Genomic DNA, 15,319 nt, shown 5'->3' with positions numbered 1-15,319 from the left:
ACAAGCCGTCGGCGCGAGGCCGGCTACGCACGGAATGCGTTGACGTCTATGCCGTGCCGCGCAATCTTGTCATAGAGCGTCTTGCGTGGCAGGTCGAGCAATTCGGCTGCCCGCATGACTTGTCCATCGGCCGCGCGCAGCGCTTCTTCAATGCACGCACGTTCGGCGCGCGCCATTCGCGCTTCGAGCGAGCCGGCATTCGATGCGGGCTGAATCAGGCCGTCGTCGAGCCCAAGGCAAAACCGTTCGGCGACATTCTTCAGCTCTCTGACATTGCCGGGCCAGTCGTGCGCTTGCCAGCGCGCCATATCGGCTGGAGTCCACACGGGCGCGGTACGCTCGAACCGCGCGCTCGCGTCGCGCACGAAATGGGCGAAAAGTTCGGGAATATCGTCGCGGCGCTCGCGCAGCGGTGGCAACTCTAGCGTGGCAACGTTCAGCCGGTAATAGAGATCGGCGCGAAATGCGCCACCGTCGACCAGTTGCTTCAAATCCTGCTTGACCGCGGCCACGACCCGCACGTCGACGGAGATGGACGTATTGCTTCCGAGCCGCTCGACGCAGCGTTCTTGTAGCACGCGTAGCAGCTTCGCTTGCAAAGCGGGGGAAAGGCTTTCCAGTTCGTCGAGAAACAGCGTGCCGCCGCTCGCATGTTCGAATTTGCCGACGCGCTTTTGTTGTGCACCAGTGAATGCACCTGCTTCGTGGCCGAATATCTCGCTTTCGAAAAGCGCTTCGGGCAGGGCAGCGCAATTGAGTGCGACGAATGGGCCCGAGCGGCGGCTCGCGGCGTGAATTGCCCGCGCGAGCACTTCCTTGCCGGTGCCCGTTTCTCCGCGGATGAGAATGTCAGCCGGCGTCGGGCCGATTGCTTCAACCATCGCGTGAACTTTTCGCATGGCGCTCGAATGCCCCAGCATGACCTGCTGGCCGAGCAGTTGCGCGCGCAGATGCCGAATGTCGACAACCAAGCGGCGGTGCTCGAGCGCGCGCCGCACCGATTCGAGCAGGCGTTCGGAGTGAAACGGCTTTTCGATGAAATCGTATGCGCCGGCACGCATCGCTCTGACAGCCATTGCGATATCGCCATGCCCGGTAATGAGAAGCATCGGAATATCTGCGTCCTTCGCTCGGGCTCTGACGCTGTCGAGCAACGTCAATCCGTCGATGCCAGGCAGGCGGATGTCGCTGACGATGGCCGCCGGCAACTCACGTGCGAGCGCAGCGAACGCGCTTTCGGCATCCTCGAATTCGCGCACCGGTATGCCCGCGAGCGAGAGCGCTTGGGAGCAACCAAGCCGCACGGCCGGGTCGTCTTCGACGACATACACCGGATGTTCGTTAAGAAAGGTGACTGAATTCATCAGATGGACTCTGTGTTCGCCGCTGCACGTTGCAGCTCCACGACGAATACTGCGCCACATTGCGCTCGGGTTTTGCCGACATTGCTTGCGCTGAGCGTGCCGCCGAATTCGTCAACGATTGCTTGCGAGATCGCGAGCCCGAGGCCCAGTCCTTTGCCGGCTTTCTTCGTCGTATAGAACGGCTCGAAAAGTCGCGGCAGAGCATCGGGTGCGATGCCGGGACCGCTATCCGCGAAATTGATTTTCACGGTGCGCGGCGTGACAGTTGTGCTGACAACGACTTCACGCATGCCGTCATGCGCGGCACTCGCATCGATTGCGTTGGCCAACAGATTGACGAATACCTGCTCGGCGCGGATTGAGCTCGCCAGCACGAGCGCTTCACGCGGGACCTGCTCGGCGCGGATTGTGACATCGGATGCCTTGCGATGCGCTTCGACGAGCGCGAGCGATTGGATCAGCGTCTCGCTGACGGACACCGGTTCGCGTTCGATGGCATCGTTGCGCGCGAACGCTTTGACATGGGCCACGATCTTGCCCATGCGTGCAGCGAGCTCGTTGATCAGATGAAGATTGCGTGCCAGTTCGTGAATACGCTGCAGTTCGATCAGGCGAACCGCGTTGGTCGACAACGTCATCAATGCGGTCAGCGGCTGATTCAGTTCATGCGTAATGCCCGCGGCCATCTGGCCCAAGGCCGCGAGCTTGCCGGCTTGAATGGCGGCGTCGCGCGTATCGCGCAGAATGCGCCGCGCGTCATCGAGCGCCTCGACTTTGTGTGCGAGATCGGTATTGGCTCGCGTCAGTTCGGCCGTGCGATCGGCGATGCGGCTTTCGAGGTCGCGATGCGCTTGTTGTAGCGCGAGCCGTGAGCGGATGCGTTCCCGCGCGCGCGTGTGGCGCAACCATCCGGCGGCTGCGAGCGCGAAGGCGAGGGCACAGGCAGCCGCCGCGCCCGCTGCGGCGAGCGCGGCCGTTTGCTGATCTTCCGCTGGGTCGGTGAAGATCGCGATGCGCCAGCCGAGCGAGCCGGTAGCGCGATATTGCACGCGATACGCGCGCGCCGATTGACCGGGCAGCGCGGCTTCAAGCGCCGCTGGTGCGGTGGAAACGGCTCGGGTGCCTACGCCGCGTCGAGCACGCACATTCTGCAACGGGTCGAGGGGCGCATCGCCATACTGGCGCGTCGCGCGCAGCCGCTCGCGAGCTTGCGGCGACAGCGCGATCATTGCCCGATAGCGCCATGCGGGCACGGAGCTGAGAAAGACCACGTCATCGCGGTCGGCGACCAGCACGATGTCGCCGCTTTTGGCGAGCGCATCCTCATAGCTTTCGAGCGGCGCCTTGATCGTCACGACGCCAATGGGCGGCCCGTCGGGATGGTCCGGGGCGTGCACGGGTACGGCAAGAAAGTATCCCGCTTCCCCGGTCGTGTTGCCTACGCCGTAAAAGCGGCCGACGTCTTGCTTGATGGCTTCGATGAAGTACGGCCGATAGGCGTAGTTTCGACCGACGAAGCTGGCGGGCGTGTCCCAATTGCTCGCGGCTAGCGTATTACCGCGCGCGTCCATCAGATAGGCCGCGGCGAGTTGCGCTTTGGACTGAACCGCCTTCAGATAGGCGTTGGCCGCAGCGCTTTCGCGTGTGTCATCGGGATGTTCGAGCAGACGCAACAGCACTGGCGCGAGCGCGGCGATGCGCGGCAACGATTCATAACGCGCGAGTTGTGTTTCGAGCGAGAGAGCGTAAAACGAGGCGCGCTGCGCGACCTCGGCCGCGCGCACTTGCTGATAATGACGCAGCGCTCCGGCATAGGCCAGCCAAGCCACGACAGCGCAACATGCCAGAACGCACAACGTGCCGGCGGCACGCCGCAGGCGCATGATCGGAAACCTCATCGCGCCCACGCCGGCGCATCAGTCTTCGATACGCGAATGCTGCCTCGAGTCGCGCGTAAAGACGTAGACGAGCAATGAGCAGAAGATTGCCCCCGTGACATACCAATAGAACATTTCTTCATGTCCAGCCTGTTTGAGCCACAACGCGATATATTCGGCTGTGCCGCCGAATATCGATACGGTAACAGCATAGGGAAGGCCGACGCCCAATGCACGCACTTCAGCCGGGAAAAGCTCAGCTTTCACGACGGCGTTGATCGACGTGTAGCCCGAGACGATTACGAGTGCGGCAACGATCAGAAAGAAGGCCGTCCACGCATCGTGCGTATGGCTGATGGCGGTCATGATCGGAACGGTGAAAAGTGTGCCGAGTATGCCGAAGGCGATCAGAATCGGGCGCCGGCCGATGCGGTCGGAAATCGCCCCTACCACGGGTTGCAGTATCGCGAAGAGCGCGAGCGACGCCCCCGACACCAGCGTTGCATCGAGCTTGCTCATGCCGACCGTGTTGGCGAGAAACTTCTGCATGTAGATCGAGTACGTGTAGAACGCCACCGTGCCGCCCATCGTCAAGCCCACCACGGTCAACACCGCACGCGGGTGCTTGGCAAGCTCGGCCAACGTGCCGCGCGCCTTGCGGGCTTTGCGCGCCTTTTCGAATTCGCCCGTTTCTTCCATCGTCGCGCGCAAACGCATGCCGGCGAGCGCGCAGGCTGCACCGATAAAGAACGGAACGCGCCAACCCCACGATTCAAGCTGATGGGTTGTCAAAAGAAATTGTTGCATGACGATCAGCAAGACAATCGCCACCAATTGACCCATGATCAGCGTCACATACTGAAAGCTCGAATAAAAGCCACGGTGTTTTGCGGTGGCCACTTCGCTCAGATAGGTGGCTGACGTGCCGTATTCTCCACCGATACTGAGCCCTTGCAGCAGGCGGGCAAGCACAAGCAGCGTGGGCGCCGCGGCACCGATGGTTTGATAGCTCGGGCAGAGGGCGATGATTAGGGATCCTAAGCACATCATCAGGATCGAGATGAAGAGCGCCGAGCGTCGTCCGTGCCGGTCGGCGTAGATGCCCATCAGCCAGCCGCCAATGGGCCGCGCGAGAAAGCCGACGGCAAAAACGGCTGCGGTATTGAGCAATTGCGCCGTGCTATTGCCGGCCGGAAAGAATGACTTCGCAAAATAAAGGGCAAACGCGGAATACACGTACCAGTCGTACCACTCGATCAAATTGCCAACGGAGCCTGAGAAGATCGAGCGTATCCGACGGCCTACTTCGTTCGCTGTCGAGGCGGGGGCTTGCTCTAAGGGGGCGCCGCTCGTTGGCGCGGCAGTGTCAGAAAGAACCGGCTTCATGGAGTCTCCAGTAACGTTATGGTTCGTCCGCTCTACTGAAAATGAGCGCGACCCGCTAACGCAACTGCCATGCCAATCGATGCGTGTTTTTCGCAATCGCCAAGTTGTTGTTTACGAAAGGGATTCTATTTAATGTCGAGCCATTTCACGCGGCGATGTGCGGACGGTCGGAATGAACCATCCGAGATGTGCGGAATTTCGCATCCGCCCATGGCGCTTCGCGTTCATCGAGCATCACGTCTTCGTGCTCGATAGCGTGCCAGCCGACTTCTTTCTTATCAGCAATACGCCGCCTGCCGCCCCGCCAGAAAACTTCGAAAGCTAATAGTCAACTGGCGATATCGCCCTCCGCCGGCGCGATCGAGGCCCCCGCAATTCCATGACGCGCGAGCGATTCAGCGATCAACCCACTGGCTTTCATCGTCTCGACGAAGCGACGTAGCACCGCGGCGGCTTGCTCGCCGCGCCGCTTCGGCAGGCCCATTGCCTGTCGGATCACCATGAAGCGTTCCTCGAGCAAACGCAGGCCGGGCGTAGCCTGCACGTCAGCCTCCAGTTGCTGCTTGACACCCGCAGCGACCTCGAGGTTTTGTTCGAGAAACGTTTGAACGACCGCAGGAGAGCTCGGCGCACGCACGATTTGTGCGGCTTTGAGTTCGCGACTCAGGAAGAGGTCGTATGCGCTGCCTTTGCCGACCACCACGCGGTTGTGTCGCTGGTCAACATCCTCGTTGTGCTGGATGGCAGAATCCTCGCGCACGAGGTAGAAACCTTCGATCAACAAATAGGGAGCAGTGAACGCAATCGACTCGCCCCGCAAAGGGTCGACGGCAAAAAAAACCCACATCGGCACGCTCAACGCTTACTGCTTGTACCGACTTCCCAGCCGTATCGAAGACGACGAGTTCGAGCTCGACGGCCAGATGCTCGGCAAGCGCACGCGCGAGGTCGACCGATACGCCTGATGGTTCACCAGAGACAGCGTCCCTGCCGGCGAGAATCGGATTGCCGAGGTTGATCGATGCGCGCAACTTCCCGGTAGGCGTAAACGCGGCGACGATGGGCCGATCGATTGACATGTTGCCTCCGTTTTTACGGCGCCGGATTCGGCTGTGCTTCGTAGAGCGCGTCGATCTCCGCCATCGCTTCATCGGTTAGCCGAACGGTGACACTCGCGATGTTTTCCTTCAATTGCTCGAGCGACGTCGCCCCGACGAGATTACTCGTCACGAACGGGCGCGAGTTGACGAACGCGAGTGCGAATTGCGTCGGCGATAGGCCGTGCCGTTTGGCCAACGCGACATAGGCGCTCGTCGCCTTCACGGCTTGCGGCTTGCTGTAGCGTTGGAATCGCTCGAAGAGCGTAATGCGTGCGCCAGCGGGGCGCGCTCCGTCTTCATACTTGCCCGACAGCCATCCGAATGCGAGGGGCGAATAAGCGAGCAAGCCCACGCCTTCACGATGGCTGAATTCCGATAAACCGATTTCGAAGGTGCGATTCAGTAAGTTGTAAGGATTTTGAATGCTGACGATGCGAGGTAAGCCCAGCCGCTCGGAGGCACGTAGAAATTGCGCCACGCCCCAGGGGGTTTCGTTCGAAATGCCGACATGACGAATTTTGCCGGCTCTGACGAATTCGGCCAGCACGCCAAGCGTCTCCTCGATCGGCACGGAGTAAGCGTCGTCGATCCACGGATAAAGCGGCCGGCCGAATGTCATCGTGCTGCGATCGGGCCAATGCAACTGGTATAGATCGACATAATCGGTGCGCAGACGCGCCAGGCTGCTATCGAGCGCCTCCGTCAGATTCTTCCGATCGAATTGGTTATCTTCGCCGCGGATATGCCGTGGGTTATGAGGCTGGCGAGCCGGGCCGGCGATCTTCGTTGCAAGCACGATCTTGTCGCGAGCCGACGGATGCTTCGCCAGCCACGATCCAATGTAGCGTTCCGTCTCGCCTTGGGTTTCCGGTTTGGGCGGCACCGGGTACATTTCCGCCGCGTCGATCAGTGTCACACCTTGGTCGAGTGCGTAGTCGATCTGCGCATGCGCTTCGCGCTCGTCGTTTTGCTCGCCCCACGTCATCGTACCTAGCCCGATCGCACTGACTTGCATGTCCGAATTGCCGAGTTTGCGATATTTCATCGAATCGATCCGTTCGTTGCTACGTAAAAACGCGACGCTATCACGATGAGCGAGAACGTGCAGACGGGAAAGAAGACTTGATGCCCTTTTCGGCGTGCGGGGTTCCGTGCCGCGATATGTCCACCCCCGATATCATGCGCAACGATTGACCGATATCCGTTCAACGACAGCACGCACATCCATGCATCAGCGATTCACACCCACTACGATTGTTTTGCTTTGTCTGCCGCCTTTGCTTTGGGCTGGCAATGCCGTGGTCGGCAGGATGATCAGCGGACTTGTTCCGCCGCTGACGTTGAATTTTCTACGCTGGCTGCTCGCCTTCGTCGTGCTGGTTCCGTTTGCCGGCCGCGTGCTGCGGCCGGGCAGCGGCTTATGGGCGCATTGGCGGCGTTTTGCGCTGCTGGGGCTGTTCGGCGTCGGTTGCTATAACGCGTTGCAGTATTTGGCGCTGAAGACTTCCACACCGCTCAACGTCACGCTGATGGCATCGAGCATTCCCGTCTGGATGCTTGGCGTCGGCTGGCTTTTTTTCCGCCAAAGCGTGACGGGGCGGCAGTTGGTTGGAGCGGTATTGTCGATTGCCGGTGTGGTGCTCGTCCTTTGTCGAGGTCAATGGGCGGTGTTGATGCAACTGCGGCTGGTGTCGGGCGATCTTTATATGCTGGTTGCAGCGTTCGCATGGGCGGTATACAGCTGGTTGCTGACGCGCACGCGCGAGCCGGCGCAATGGCGCAGCGACTGGTCCGCATTCCTGCTTGCGCAAATTGCGTTCGGCCTCGTTTGGTCAGGGCTTTTCTCGGCGGGCGAATGGGCGCTGACTGACGCGCATATTGTCTGGGGCTGGCCATTGGCTGCCGCGCTGTTATATGTCGGGCTCGGGCCTGCGGTGCTGGCGTATTGCTGTTGGGGCTTCGGTGTTCAGAGAGTCGGGCCCGAGATCGCCGGCTTCTTTACGAATCTCACGCCGCTTTTTGCGGCGTTGATGTCGGCGGCTTTTCTCGGTCAGCGGCCCGAGCTCTACCATGGAGCAGCATTCGCGTTGATTGTCGGGGGCATCGTAATGGCATCACGCCGGTGACATTGTCAAATCCGACGTACCGCGTGCCGGCAATATCGGTTGCTCAGGTTCGTGCGACCAGAAACGCCTCGCCGCTCGACGGACGCAAGCCATCGCTGCGATCGGCGAAATATCGCGCCGTGATATCAGCAGTACAAACGTAGCGCGCCTGCGCAAAGCCGGCTTCGCGCGCCAGCGCGAGCATGTCTGCGGGACTGAAGAAGCTGACGAACGGTGTGCCCGCCGCACGCGCGCGTTCGTAGACCGCTGCATGTTGCGCGCGCTCTGCGGCATCCTCGATGAGTTCGAGCGGCAGCAAGAACGTCATCGCAAACGTCGAATTCGGCGCAAGGGTGGCGATCTGACGCAACGTGGCAGCGATTGCTTCTTTTGTGAGGTACATCGACACCCCGGTGGATGCGATCACTGCGGGTTGGCGCGCGTCGAACCCGGCGGCCGTCAGCTGCTCCCACCACGATTCGTTCGCTTCGAAGTCGACCGGAACAAGTCGAAGCCACTCGGGGACGCCGAAGCCGAGCTCGATCAAGCGCTGTCGCTTCCAGGCCTGCGTGCCGGGCTGATCCACCTCGAAAATGCGCATGCGCGAGGCGATGTCGGGCTTGCGCTGGGCGAAGGAGTCGAGGCCGGCACCAAGAATGACGTACTGTGCGATGCCCCGGTCGGCTTCTTCGATAAGCAAGTCGTCGATGAATCGCGCGCGGCCTACGATGGACGCGCGGTAGCCAGCGGTGCCGTTCGGCTCCATGTCTGGACGTTTGCGCCAGTCCTCTGTGGGGTTAATGAGCTGCAGGCCGATCGAGTCTTCGCAGACATACGGCGGTGCGTCGACTTCGAGGTGCAGTGCTCGCCATAGGGCAACTCGCACCGCTGTGCTGTCCGGTTGAGCAGCCGACTGGTCATGCATGGCATTTCTCCTTTCATGGATGTGACGTTGAGGAGGTTAGCAGTTTATCCGCCGTCTCGATTGGCCCCAAGTTCACAACGGCGGATAATCGCGTGCCTTGGCGCGTTTAATGCCGGGCTAAAAGATCACTCATCACGCTGACATTGTTATCGCACGCGTGGTTCAAACAACGAAGCCCAAAGCCGGCTTCGAGCGTCTTGAGCAGCGAAAAGTGTGAGTACGGTTTGTTGCTCTGCGTGCCCTTCGCTCCGAAATTTGAATCGACGATCACGACGACCTGATTCGGGGTTGCGCTGTAGTCGTTCTCGTCCCAAACGACGAAAAGCGCGTTATTGCCTTCGTGCCAAGCGCGCGAATCCTTGATTGCGGCGATAAGCTTTTCGAGGCTTTTGTCGCCCATGCGGATGGTGGACGCCTCGTCCGTGCACAATGCGCTGCCACCGGTCGCACCGTGCATGTCGTGGCACTGGTTTGGCGCAATCAACGACAACTGCGGCAATGCTCCAGCGCGCAGGTCGGCGTATAAGCCGTCGAGTCCGTCGAAGCCGACCACGTTCGCAAGAGAGTTATTCGGATTGTCGCCGCGCTGCACACTGTCGAAGTAAGCGAACGGATTGTGTTTCACGGCGTAGAGCTTTTGAACTTTCGCCTGATCGACGATGGTATCGAGGTTCGAAAAAACGCCGTCGCTATAGTTGACCTTGTCCGCGCCGGTAGCCGGAAGATCTTCCTGGTAGCTCTTCCAGTGCATTCCGGAAGCCGCTAATTGATCGCCGATGGATGCTGCGGTGTAATAAGCCGATGGAATGGCCACGTTCGACGGAGCGGTATCTGCGGGGGTCGCGACATCCATACCGGTGCCGACAATCGGATTTACCAAGTTGGGATTGTTCGGGCCGTGGTGCCAGTTTGGATAGTTATCGCTTGTCACGCCGAAGTTCGAGCCGCCGACGATCTCGAGATAATTCGTCAGGCTGGGATGGCCGACCGCGAAGTAATTGGTGGCGAGATTGGCACGGCGCGCATAACGGGTGATAAACGGCGCATTCGCGTTGCCGAGGATCTGTTGATAGCCGTGATTTTCCATCATGATCACAAATGCGTGATCGAGTCTAGGCACTCGCTGGTCTTCGTCGGCATTGGCAAGCGAAGGGGCCGTGATCAGACTTGCAGCAATCAATGCGGTGAATTGAATTCTCATGGCGAGCGGATCCCGTTGGGCAAGGTGATGGGGGAAGGGCACAAACGCAGCTACGGCGACAGCGGCGCATCATCTGCAGCTTTGTAAGCGAAGCGAAGATGGAGGGTACGGACGGCGCGTGACAATGATATTGCAGCTCAGGTCGCATCGTGCCAACCGGCACCGCGATGCCGTGCGCCGGCTGGTCAGCGCCATCCACTATTACTGTTCGGCACGGGGTGCCTGCTTACGCCTGGATCGCCCGTTGGTGCGTGCGCTCGAAGAAGAGCTTCGCGAGCGCAGCCGAGGCGAGCCGCACACGCAGCGAGTCGGCGCGGCTTGTCAGGATGATGGGCAAGCGTGCGCCGAGAACCAGACCCGCTGCGTCCGCGCCGGTGAAGTACATCAATTGCTTGGCGAGCATGTTGCCGGCTTCGAGATTGGGGACGAGGAGAATGTCGGCCGCGCCTGCGACGGGCGAGACGATCCCTTTTGTGGTGGCCGCAGCGAGGCTGACGGCGTTGTCGAACGCTAACGGACCGTCGACGAGCCCGCCCGTAATTTGCCCACGCATAGCCATCACCGTGAGCGCAGCCGCATCGAGCGTCGATGGCATCTTTTCGTTGACAGTCTCGACTGCCGCGAGGACAGCGACGCGGGGTTGCTCGATGCCCATCGCGCGGAGCAAGTCGATGGCGTTTTGGCAGATATCGCGCTTGTCGCTGAGCGTCGGGGCGATGTTTACCGCAGCGTCGGTGATCACAAGCGGCTTGAAATAGGCCGGGATGTCGAGCACGTAGACGTGGCTGATCCGCCTTGCGGTGCGAAGCCCCGACGTGGGTACAACGACCGCGGCCAGCAGCTCGTCAGTGTGAAGGCTCCCTTTCATCAGGGCCGCGACCTTGCCCGCCGCGCCGAGTTCGACGGCACGCGCTGCTGCGGCATGACTATGTTCGACGGCTTCGATCTCGATGTCGCCAAGGTCGATCTGCGCGATGTCGGCCGCCGCGCGAATTTTTGCCACGGGTCCGATCAGGATCGGCTCGATCAGCTTTTCGCGGCGCGCTTCGACCGCTGCCTGAATGGCCTCGGGGGAGCAGGGGTGGACGATTGCGGTGCGTATTGCCGGTTGAAGGCGCGCTGCGCGGATAAATGCTTCATAGCGATCGTGATGTCGGACCGTTATATCCGGGCGCGGCATGCGCGGCCATGCGATCGGGCTCGTTGGAGCAATCACTGTGGCTTTCCCGCGCAAGACCGTCTCGGCGTTCTGATTCGTGCAGCACGTGTCGAGCACGACAATGTGCTTTTGCGGTTGCTTTGTCCTGACAGTGACTGTGGCGGTGATCGTGTCGCCCGGCACGACAGGGCGCTTGAACTCAAAGGTTTGCTCAAGGTAGATCGTGCCGGGGCCGGGCAGCTTGGTACCTAGGACGGCGGAGATGAGCGCCCCTGTCCACATGCCATGCACGACAACATGACCAAACACGTCCTGCGCGGCGAATGCTGCATCGAGATGAGCCGGATTGACATCGCCCGATACTGCCGCGAAAAGCGCGATGTCATCCCGATCGGCGGTGCGTGTGATCGACGCGGACTCGCCGACTGCGAGGTCGTCGAATGGGCGGTTATGCAAGAGGCTGTCGTTCATATACACCTTCACCTCTGGAAAACGTAAGTGCCTGGCGCGTCTTCAAGGGTCGGCGTGGCGACGTCGGGCAGACCCATCCGCGGCGGAGATGAGCGCTTTGCCGAAGAATGCTCGTCAAGCCATTCGACCCACGCTGGCCACCAGGAGCCGTCGTGCACTCGCGCCGTAGCGACCCATTCAACTGGCCCGACATACATGGCGTCGGCATCGGTCACGCTCATTCGAAATTGGCGATGCGGATGTCCAGGCTCATTGACGATGCCGGCGTTATGGCCGCCGCTCGTGAGTACGAATGTTACAGGCGGATCGTGCCTTGCCAATCGCGCGAAATCTTCGAGCGCATTAAAAAAGCCTTTCGCAAAGTTCATCCCGAAAACGTCGACAGTGCGTTCGACGACTTCGGGGTTGGTCATCGGGAAGTTCGCCGGAGAAAAGATATCGAGCACTTGCCTCATGGCGAACGACACGACGTCCTCATGATGACGCGTCGTTCCCGGCACTTCATGCGTAGCTGCGCTCCACCATTGCTCGGCAAGGAAAAACGATTGTTGCCAAAAACGGAACGGCTCCAGTTGCCACGCCGCGCCGCGAAAACGGTGGTCATGGCTGGTGACGGCTGCGGGCGACGCAGGGTTCTCATCGGTTCGCACAGCGCTAACGCTCTCGGTCATGCTTAACACGTTGCTGGCGGTGAGGGACGCAAGCTCTAGCCGTTTGCCGGGGGCGGCAATAAGATGAATGAGCCAATCCGCAAACGCGAGTGTGAGCGCGGCCGGCGAAAGGCCGAACGTCGCACGTGCAATCATTGCCTGCGTTGCGTGATCGAGCGAACGGAACGGAGTATCCGATACGCGGCCTGGTATCGGCTCTGTTGTCACGTCGCAGGTCGTCGGGTCGGGCCTTCTTCGCGAGTCCATTTTTTTTATCCAGTCAGCGTGCGGTGTATGACGGCCCATATCACCCGGCTTATATTGATCGTCGATGCATTGCGCGATTCAATGCTTTCATCAGCTTCCCTGATTCGGTTTTCGCCGTTATTGCCAGAACGCAGACTCATCGGGACATGAGAACGGGTACCGTCATCGTGCCGAGCACCGTGCGCGTCACACCGCCTACCGCCCGCTCCAACGCGCGCGCGTGAGCGTAGGCGCCCATGACGAGTAGATCGGCATGCAGCGTGCTCGTCAGTTCGAGCAGCGTTGCGCCCGTGGTCGAACCTGAGGGGCGCGGGGTGACCGTGAAACTCGCCCGCACGCCGTGCCGCTCCAAATAGGCGGACACGTCGATTCCGGCCGGCTCTTTGTCGTCGGGATGCTTTGCGACCGTGGACACCGTCACGAACCTTGCCCGCTTGAGGATCGGCAGCGCATCGGAGATCGCGCGCGCAGCTTCGCGACTGCCGTCCCATGCAATGATGACGTTCTCGCCAAAGGACGAAATGTGATTCGCACACGGCAGCACGATCACCGGCCGTCCCGCTTCCATGACGAGGTCCGCCACGAAATCGCGGGCGATATGAGAGCGTTCGTCATCGGAAGCCTCCTGGCTCACTACAACGAGATCGGCATGGCGCGCGTGTAGCGTCGCAGCGTCGATCGCAGAGCCCGATGGAGCGCGCCATTCGAAAGCGCAGCCCGCGCGCCCCGCCGCCGTGACGAATTGATCGTGGGCGCGGCTCATCCGCTCGTCACTCTGCGATTCAAGTGTGGCGAGACTCAACGCCCCGTCACGTTGAAGCATTGGCCGAAACATATCCTGGCAAACAACATAAAGCCCGATCAGACGAGCGCCATGCCGGTTCGCGAGATCGAGCGCAAAGGCGAGGCGCATATCGTTGTGCCGGCTGTCGTCGATATGGACGAGCAGAGTTTTGTAGCTCATGGCGTCACCTTTGCGGTTTCCGATACTTTGGGCGTGCCGGTCGTGTCAACCTTGCCGGCTTCCTCGAAGCTGCCGGGAATCATCACCACGGGACAGGACGACGTCCGGGCGACGCGCTCGGCGACACTGCCGAGCACGAGACGGCGAATGCCACGTCTGCCGTGCGTACCCACAACGAGCAGATCGGCGTTCACGCTGCGTGCCTCTTGCAGAATGCGTTCGGCGACATCCATCCCGGGTCTGTCGATCTCGACGACGCGCGGCATCCCGTTCACGCCTTCACGCTGCATTGCCTTGAGTGTGTCCGAGCGAAGCTGCTTGCCTTCCCGCAATAGCGCCTCGAGCACGATCGACGGTTCGAAGCCGGGTGTCTGATAGGCGATGATTGGAACGTCGACCACGAAGAGCGGGATGAGCTCCGCGTGGTTCTCCCGTGCGGCGTTGAGCGCGAAATCGAATGCGCGTTGCGACGTCGGGCTGCCGTCTATCGGCGCCAGGATTCGTTTGTACATATCTGCACCTCTTCATTCAGTACCTCTTGGCCGCTCAATGCGACATCAGCACCGGGACGGTCATCGATTGCAGGATTGAGCGCGAGGTACCCCCAAGCGCCAACTCACGCCAGCGCGAGTGACCGTAACAGCCCATCACGATCAGATCCGCCCCGAAGTCGGCGGCGCGTGAGAGCAGCATTTCGCCGACGGACGCGCCGTGCACGCCCTCAATCTGCTGGGTGACGACATTCGCACCGTGGCGAGCGATGACTTCGGCGATGTCGACGCCCGGAATGCGCGTCGCGGGAGGCTCGCCGTCTAATGCATTCACAGTCAGGACCGCGGTTTGTTCCGCGCTGATAAGGAACGGCAGTGCGTCGTGCAGCGCGCGCGTGGCCTCGCGGCCCGCGTCCCAGGCAAGGAGAACGCGCGTGCCGACGGTCGAAAAATGGCCGGCGTATGGCACGATGAGGACGGGCCGTCCTGCGGACAACACCAGGTTCTCGGCGAATTGCTCGGCGACGAACGACTCTGGATCGTCCGGATCGAATTGGCCGATGATGGTCAGATCGGCGAGGCGTGCGGTTTTCGGCACGACCGTGTTTGGGTGCTCGCTCGAGTCGAGCCATGCGCCGTGCACCGTGGCGTGCACGATCTCGCTGTGAAAACGCTGTTCCAGCTCCGCTCGCTGTTCGTTGCGGAACGATTCCTGGTTGATGAAGTAGTCGGCCGTGCCAGCGTTGACGTAAACGGACGGCATTTCGCGCCGGGAGACGACAAAAAGAGCTGTGAGGTATGCATCGAAGCGCGTCGCGAGTTCCATGGCGAGTTTCAGTCGCGCAGGTGCCCGTTCGCTGGCATCCAGGTGAACGAGGATGTTTCTGTAATTCATCACAAAAGCCTCCAAGAGAGGAAACGAAGCGCACCAGCGGCGTTCGTTTCGACTCTAAGCAATGCGCGCGTGAAAGGATTGACGAAAATCAATCGAAAGCGGACTACCTCTATGCCTTTCTATCTGCCCCCGGCAACGAGCACGGGGGGGCGCCCGGCGCGGCCTACCTGCTGCGAGTTCCATTGACCGAAGTCAACTGTTGGTCGGAGGAGACGCTTAAAGTTCTGTTTTCATATGCGCGTCTCGGCAGTGTGCCGGCGCGCGATGCGACGCGCTCGACGGTGGAACCACAATAGGTCGTATGGGCCTCAGATAGCGAGATTATGTCGATGCTCTCAGATTCCGCATCACGTTCGCCCCTCAATTTCGAGGGGCACGTGCGAGCCGTGCGTGGCGCAGTGATCGGTGTGGACTTCGGCTCGGCGGGCTTCCTGCGATCGAAGACGCACTACAGATCGATGCGG

General features: G+C 60.7%; 13 protein-coding genes and 1 pseudogene. 2 read left to right on the top strand and 12 right to left on the bottom strand.

Annotation, left to right across the window (positions count from 1 at the left end):
- Positions 1–23 precede the first annotated feature (23 nt).
- The 3 genes from ACSQ20_RS21345 to ACSQ20_RS21335 are packed head-to-tail and all read right to left on the bottom strand — an operon-like array spanning position 24 to position 4,627.
- The gene (locus ACSQ20_RS21345) at positions 24–1,364 is read right to left on the bottom strand and encodes a sigma-54-dependent transcriptional regulator (protein WP_436023958.1); all 1,341 of its coding nucleotides are present in this window, start codon (positions 1,362–1,364) and stop codon (positions 24–26) included.
- The gene (locus ACSQ20_RS21340; RefSeq protein ID WP_436023956.1) at positions 1,364–3,262 is read right to left on the bottom strand and encodes an ATP-binding protein; all 1,899 of its coding nucleotides are present in this window, start codon (positions 3,260–3,262) and stop codon (positions 1,364–1,366) included. Before ACSQ20_RS21340 ends, ACSQ20_RS21345 begins: the two co-directional genes overlap by 1 nt.
- An 18-nt stretch (positions 3,263–3,280) precedes the next feature.
- Positions 3,281–4,627 (bottom strand): MFS transporter, encoded by a 1,347-nt coding sequence (locus ACSQ20_RS21335; RefSeq protein ID WP_436023954.1) that lies wholly within the window; start codon positions 4,625–4,627, stop codon positions 3,281–3,283.
- Positions 4,628–4,799: 172 nt separating this feature from the next.
- Between ACSQ20_RS21335 and ACSQ20_RS21330 the strand changes: the two genes are divergently transcribed.
- Positions 4,800–4,952, top strand: coding sequence for a hypothetical protein (locus ACSQ20_RS21330; protein ID WP_436023952.1), 153 nt, complete (start codon positions 4,800–4,802; stop codon positions 4,950–4,952).
- A 3-nt stretch (positions 4,953–4,955) separates the two neighbouring features.
- On the opposite strand, the pseudogene ACSQ20_RS21325 reads toward ACSQ20_RS21330, so the two are convergent.
- A pseudogene (locus tag ACSQ20_RS21325) lies at positions 4,956–5,706 on the bottom strand (ABC transporter substrate-binding protein).
- Between the two features lie 13 nt (positions 5,707–5,719).
- Positions 5,720–6,772 carry an NADP(H)-dependent aldo-keto reductase gene (locus tag ACSQ20_RS21320; RefSeq protein WP_436023950.1) on the bottom strand — a complete coding sequence of 351 codons (1,053 nt, stop codon included), beginning with the start codon at positions 6,770–6,772 and terminating at the stop codon, positions 5,720–5,722.
- 181 nt (positions 6,773–6,953) lie between these two features.
- Here ACSQ20_RS21320 and ACSQ20_RS21315 point away from each other — a divergent pair, with 181 nt between their 5' ends.
- Positions 6,954–7,853 carry a DMT family transporter gene (locus tag ACSQ20_RS21315; RefSeq protein ID WP_436023948.1) on the top strand — a complete coding sequence of 300 codons (900 nt, stop codon included), beginning with the start codon at positions 6,954–6,956 and terminating at the stop codon, positions 7,851–7,853.
- Positions 7,854–7,896: 43 nt separating this feature from the next.
- Here ACSQ20_RS21315 and ACSQ20_RS21310 read toward each other — a convergent pair whose 3' ends face one another.
- The 7 genes from ACSQ20_RS21310 to ACSQ20_RS21280 form a co-directional block, all read right to left on the bottom strand.
- Positions 7,897–8,757, bottom strand: a complete 861-nt coding sequence (locus tag ACSQ20_RS21310; protein ID WP_436023946.1) for a class I SAM-dependent methyltransferase — start codon at positions 8,755–8,757, stop codon at positions 7,897–7,899.
- Positions 8,758–8,863: 106 nt separating this feature from the next.
- Positions 8,864–9,958 carry an alkaline phosphatase family protein gene (locus ACSQ20_RS21305; RefSeq protein ID WP_436023944.1) on the bottom strand — a complete coding sequence of 365 codons (1,095 nt, stop codon included), beginning with the start codon at positions 9,956–9,958 and terminating at the stop codon, positions 8,864–8,866.
- 226 nt (positions 9,959–10,184) lie between these two features.
- Positions 10,185–11,588 (bottom strand): bifunctional enoyl-CoA hydratase/phosphate acetyltransferase, encoded by a 1,404-nt coding sequence (locus ACSQ20_RS21300; protein ID WP_436023942.1) that lies wholly within the window; start codon positions 11,586–11,588, stop codon positions 10,185–10,187.
- Positions 11,589–11,596: 8 nt separating this feature from the next.
- A complete protein-coding gene (locus ACSQ20_RS21295; protein WP_436023940.1) occupies positions 11,597–12,505 on the bottom strand; it encodes a poly-beta-hydroxybutyrate polymerase N-terminal domain-containing protein in 909 nt (302 codons plus the stop codon).
- Positions 12,506–12,641: 136 nt separating this feature from the next.
- On the bottom strand, positions 12,642–13,469 hold the full coding sequence (locus ACSQ20_RS21290) for a universal stress protein (protein ID WP_436023938.1): 828 nt from the start codon (positions 13,467–13,469) through the stop codon (positions 12,642–12,644).
- Positions 13,466–13,981 carry a universal stress protein gene (locus ACSQ20_RS21285; RefSeq protein WP_436023936.1) on the bottom strand — a complete coding sequence of 172 codons (516 nt, stop codon included), beginning with the start codon at positions 13,979–13,981 and terminating at the stop codon, positions 13,466–13,468. The genes ACSQ20_RS21290 and ACSQ20_RS21285 overlap by 4 nt, the downstream gene beginning before the upstream one ends.
- Positions 13,982–14,015: 34 nt before the next feature.
- On the bottom strand, positions 14,016–14,855 hold the full coding sequence (locus ACSQ20_RS21280; protein ID WP_436023934.1) for a universal stress protein: 840 nt from the start codon (positions 14,853–14,855) through the stop codon (positions 14,016–14,018).
- Positions 14,856–15,319 lie beyond the last annotated feature (464 nt).

Source organism: Trinickia sp. LjRoot230 (assembly GCF_964253315.1).
In the GTDB taxonomy this organism is placed as follows: Bacteria; Pseudomonadota; Gammaproteobacteria; order Burkholderiales; family Burkholderiaceae; genus Trinickia.
This window is presented reverse-complemented; position numbering and strand designations above follow the sequence as displayed.

Bases quoted from the DNA above. Each gene is read 5' to 3' on its own strand.
- ACSQ20_RS21345 (WP_436023958.1), bottom strand. From the start codon at position 1,364: ATGAATTCAGTCACCTTTCTTAACGAACATCCGGTGTATGTCGTCGAA.
- ACSQ20_RS21340 (WP_436023956.1), bottom strand. From the start codon at position 3,262: ATGAGGTTTCCGATCATGCGCCTGCGGCGTGCCGCCGGCACGTTGTGC.
- ACSQ20_RS21335 (WP_436023954.1), bottom strand. From the start codon at position 4,627: ATGAAGCCGGTTCTTTCTGACACTGCCGCGCCAACGAGCGGCGCCCCC.
- ACSQ20_RS21330 (WP_436023952.1), top strand. From the start codon at position 4,800: ATGAACCATCCGAGATGTGCGGAATTTCGCATCCGCCCATGGCGCTTC.
- ACSQ20_RS21320 (WP_436023950.1), bottom strand. From the start codon at position 6,772: ATGAAATATCGCAAACTCGGCAATTCGGACATGCAAGTCAGTGCGATC.
- ACSQ20_RS21315 (WP_436023948.1), top strand. From the start codon at position 6,954: ATGCATCAGCGATTCACACCCACTACGATTGTTTTGCTTTGTCTGCCG.
- ACSQ20_RS21310 (WP_436023946.1), bottom strand. From the start codon at position 8,757: ATGCATGACCAGTCGGCTGCTCAACCGGACAGCACAGCGGTGCGAGTT.
- ACSQ20_RS21305 (WP_436023944.1), bottom strand. From the start codon at position 9,958: ATGAGAATTCAATTCACCGCATTGATTGCTGCAAGTCTGATCACGGCC.
- ACSQ20_RS21300 (WP_436023942.1), bottom strand. From the start codon at position 11,588: ATGAACGACAGCCTCTTGCATAACCGCCCATTCGACGACCTCGCAGTC.
- ACSQ20_RS21295 (WP_436023940.1), bottom strand. From the start codon at position 12,505: ATGGACTCGCGAAGAAGGCCCGACCCGACGACCTGCGACGTGACAACA.
- ACSQ20_RS21290 (WP_436023938.1), bottom strand. From the start codon at position 13,469: ATGAGCTACAAAACTCTGCTCGTCCATATCGACGACAGCCGGCACAAC.
- ACSQ20_RS21285 (WP_436023936.1), bottom strand. From the start codon at position 13,981: ATGTACAAACGAATCCTGGCGCCGATAGACGGCAGCCCGACGTCGCAA.
- ACSQ20_RS21280 (WP_436023934.1), bottom strand. From the start codon at position 14,855: ATGAATTACAGAAACATCCTCGTTCACCTGGATGCCAGCGAACGGGCA.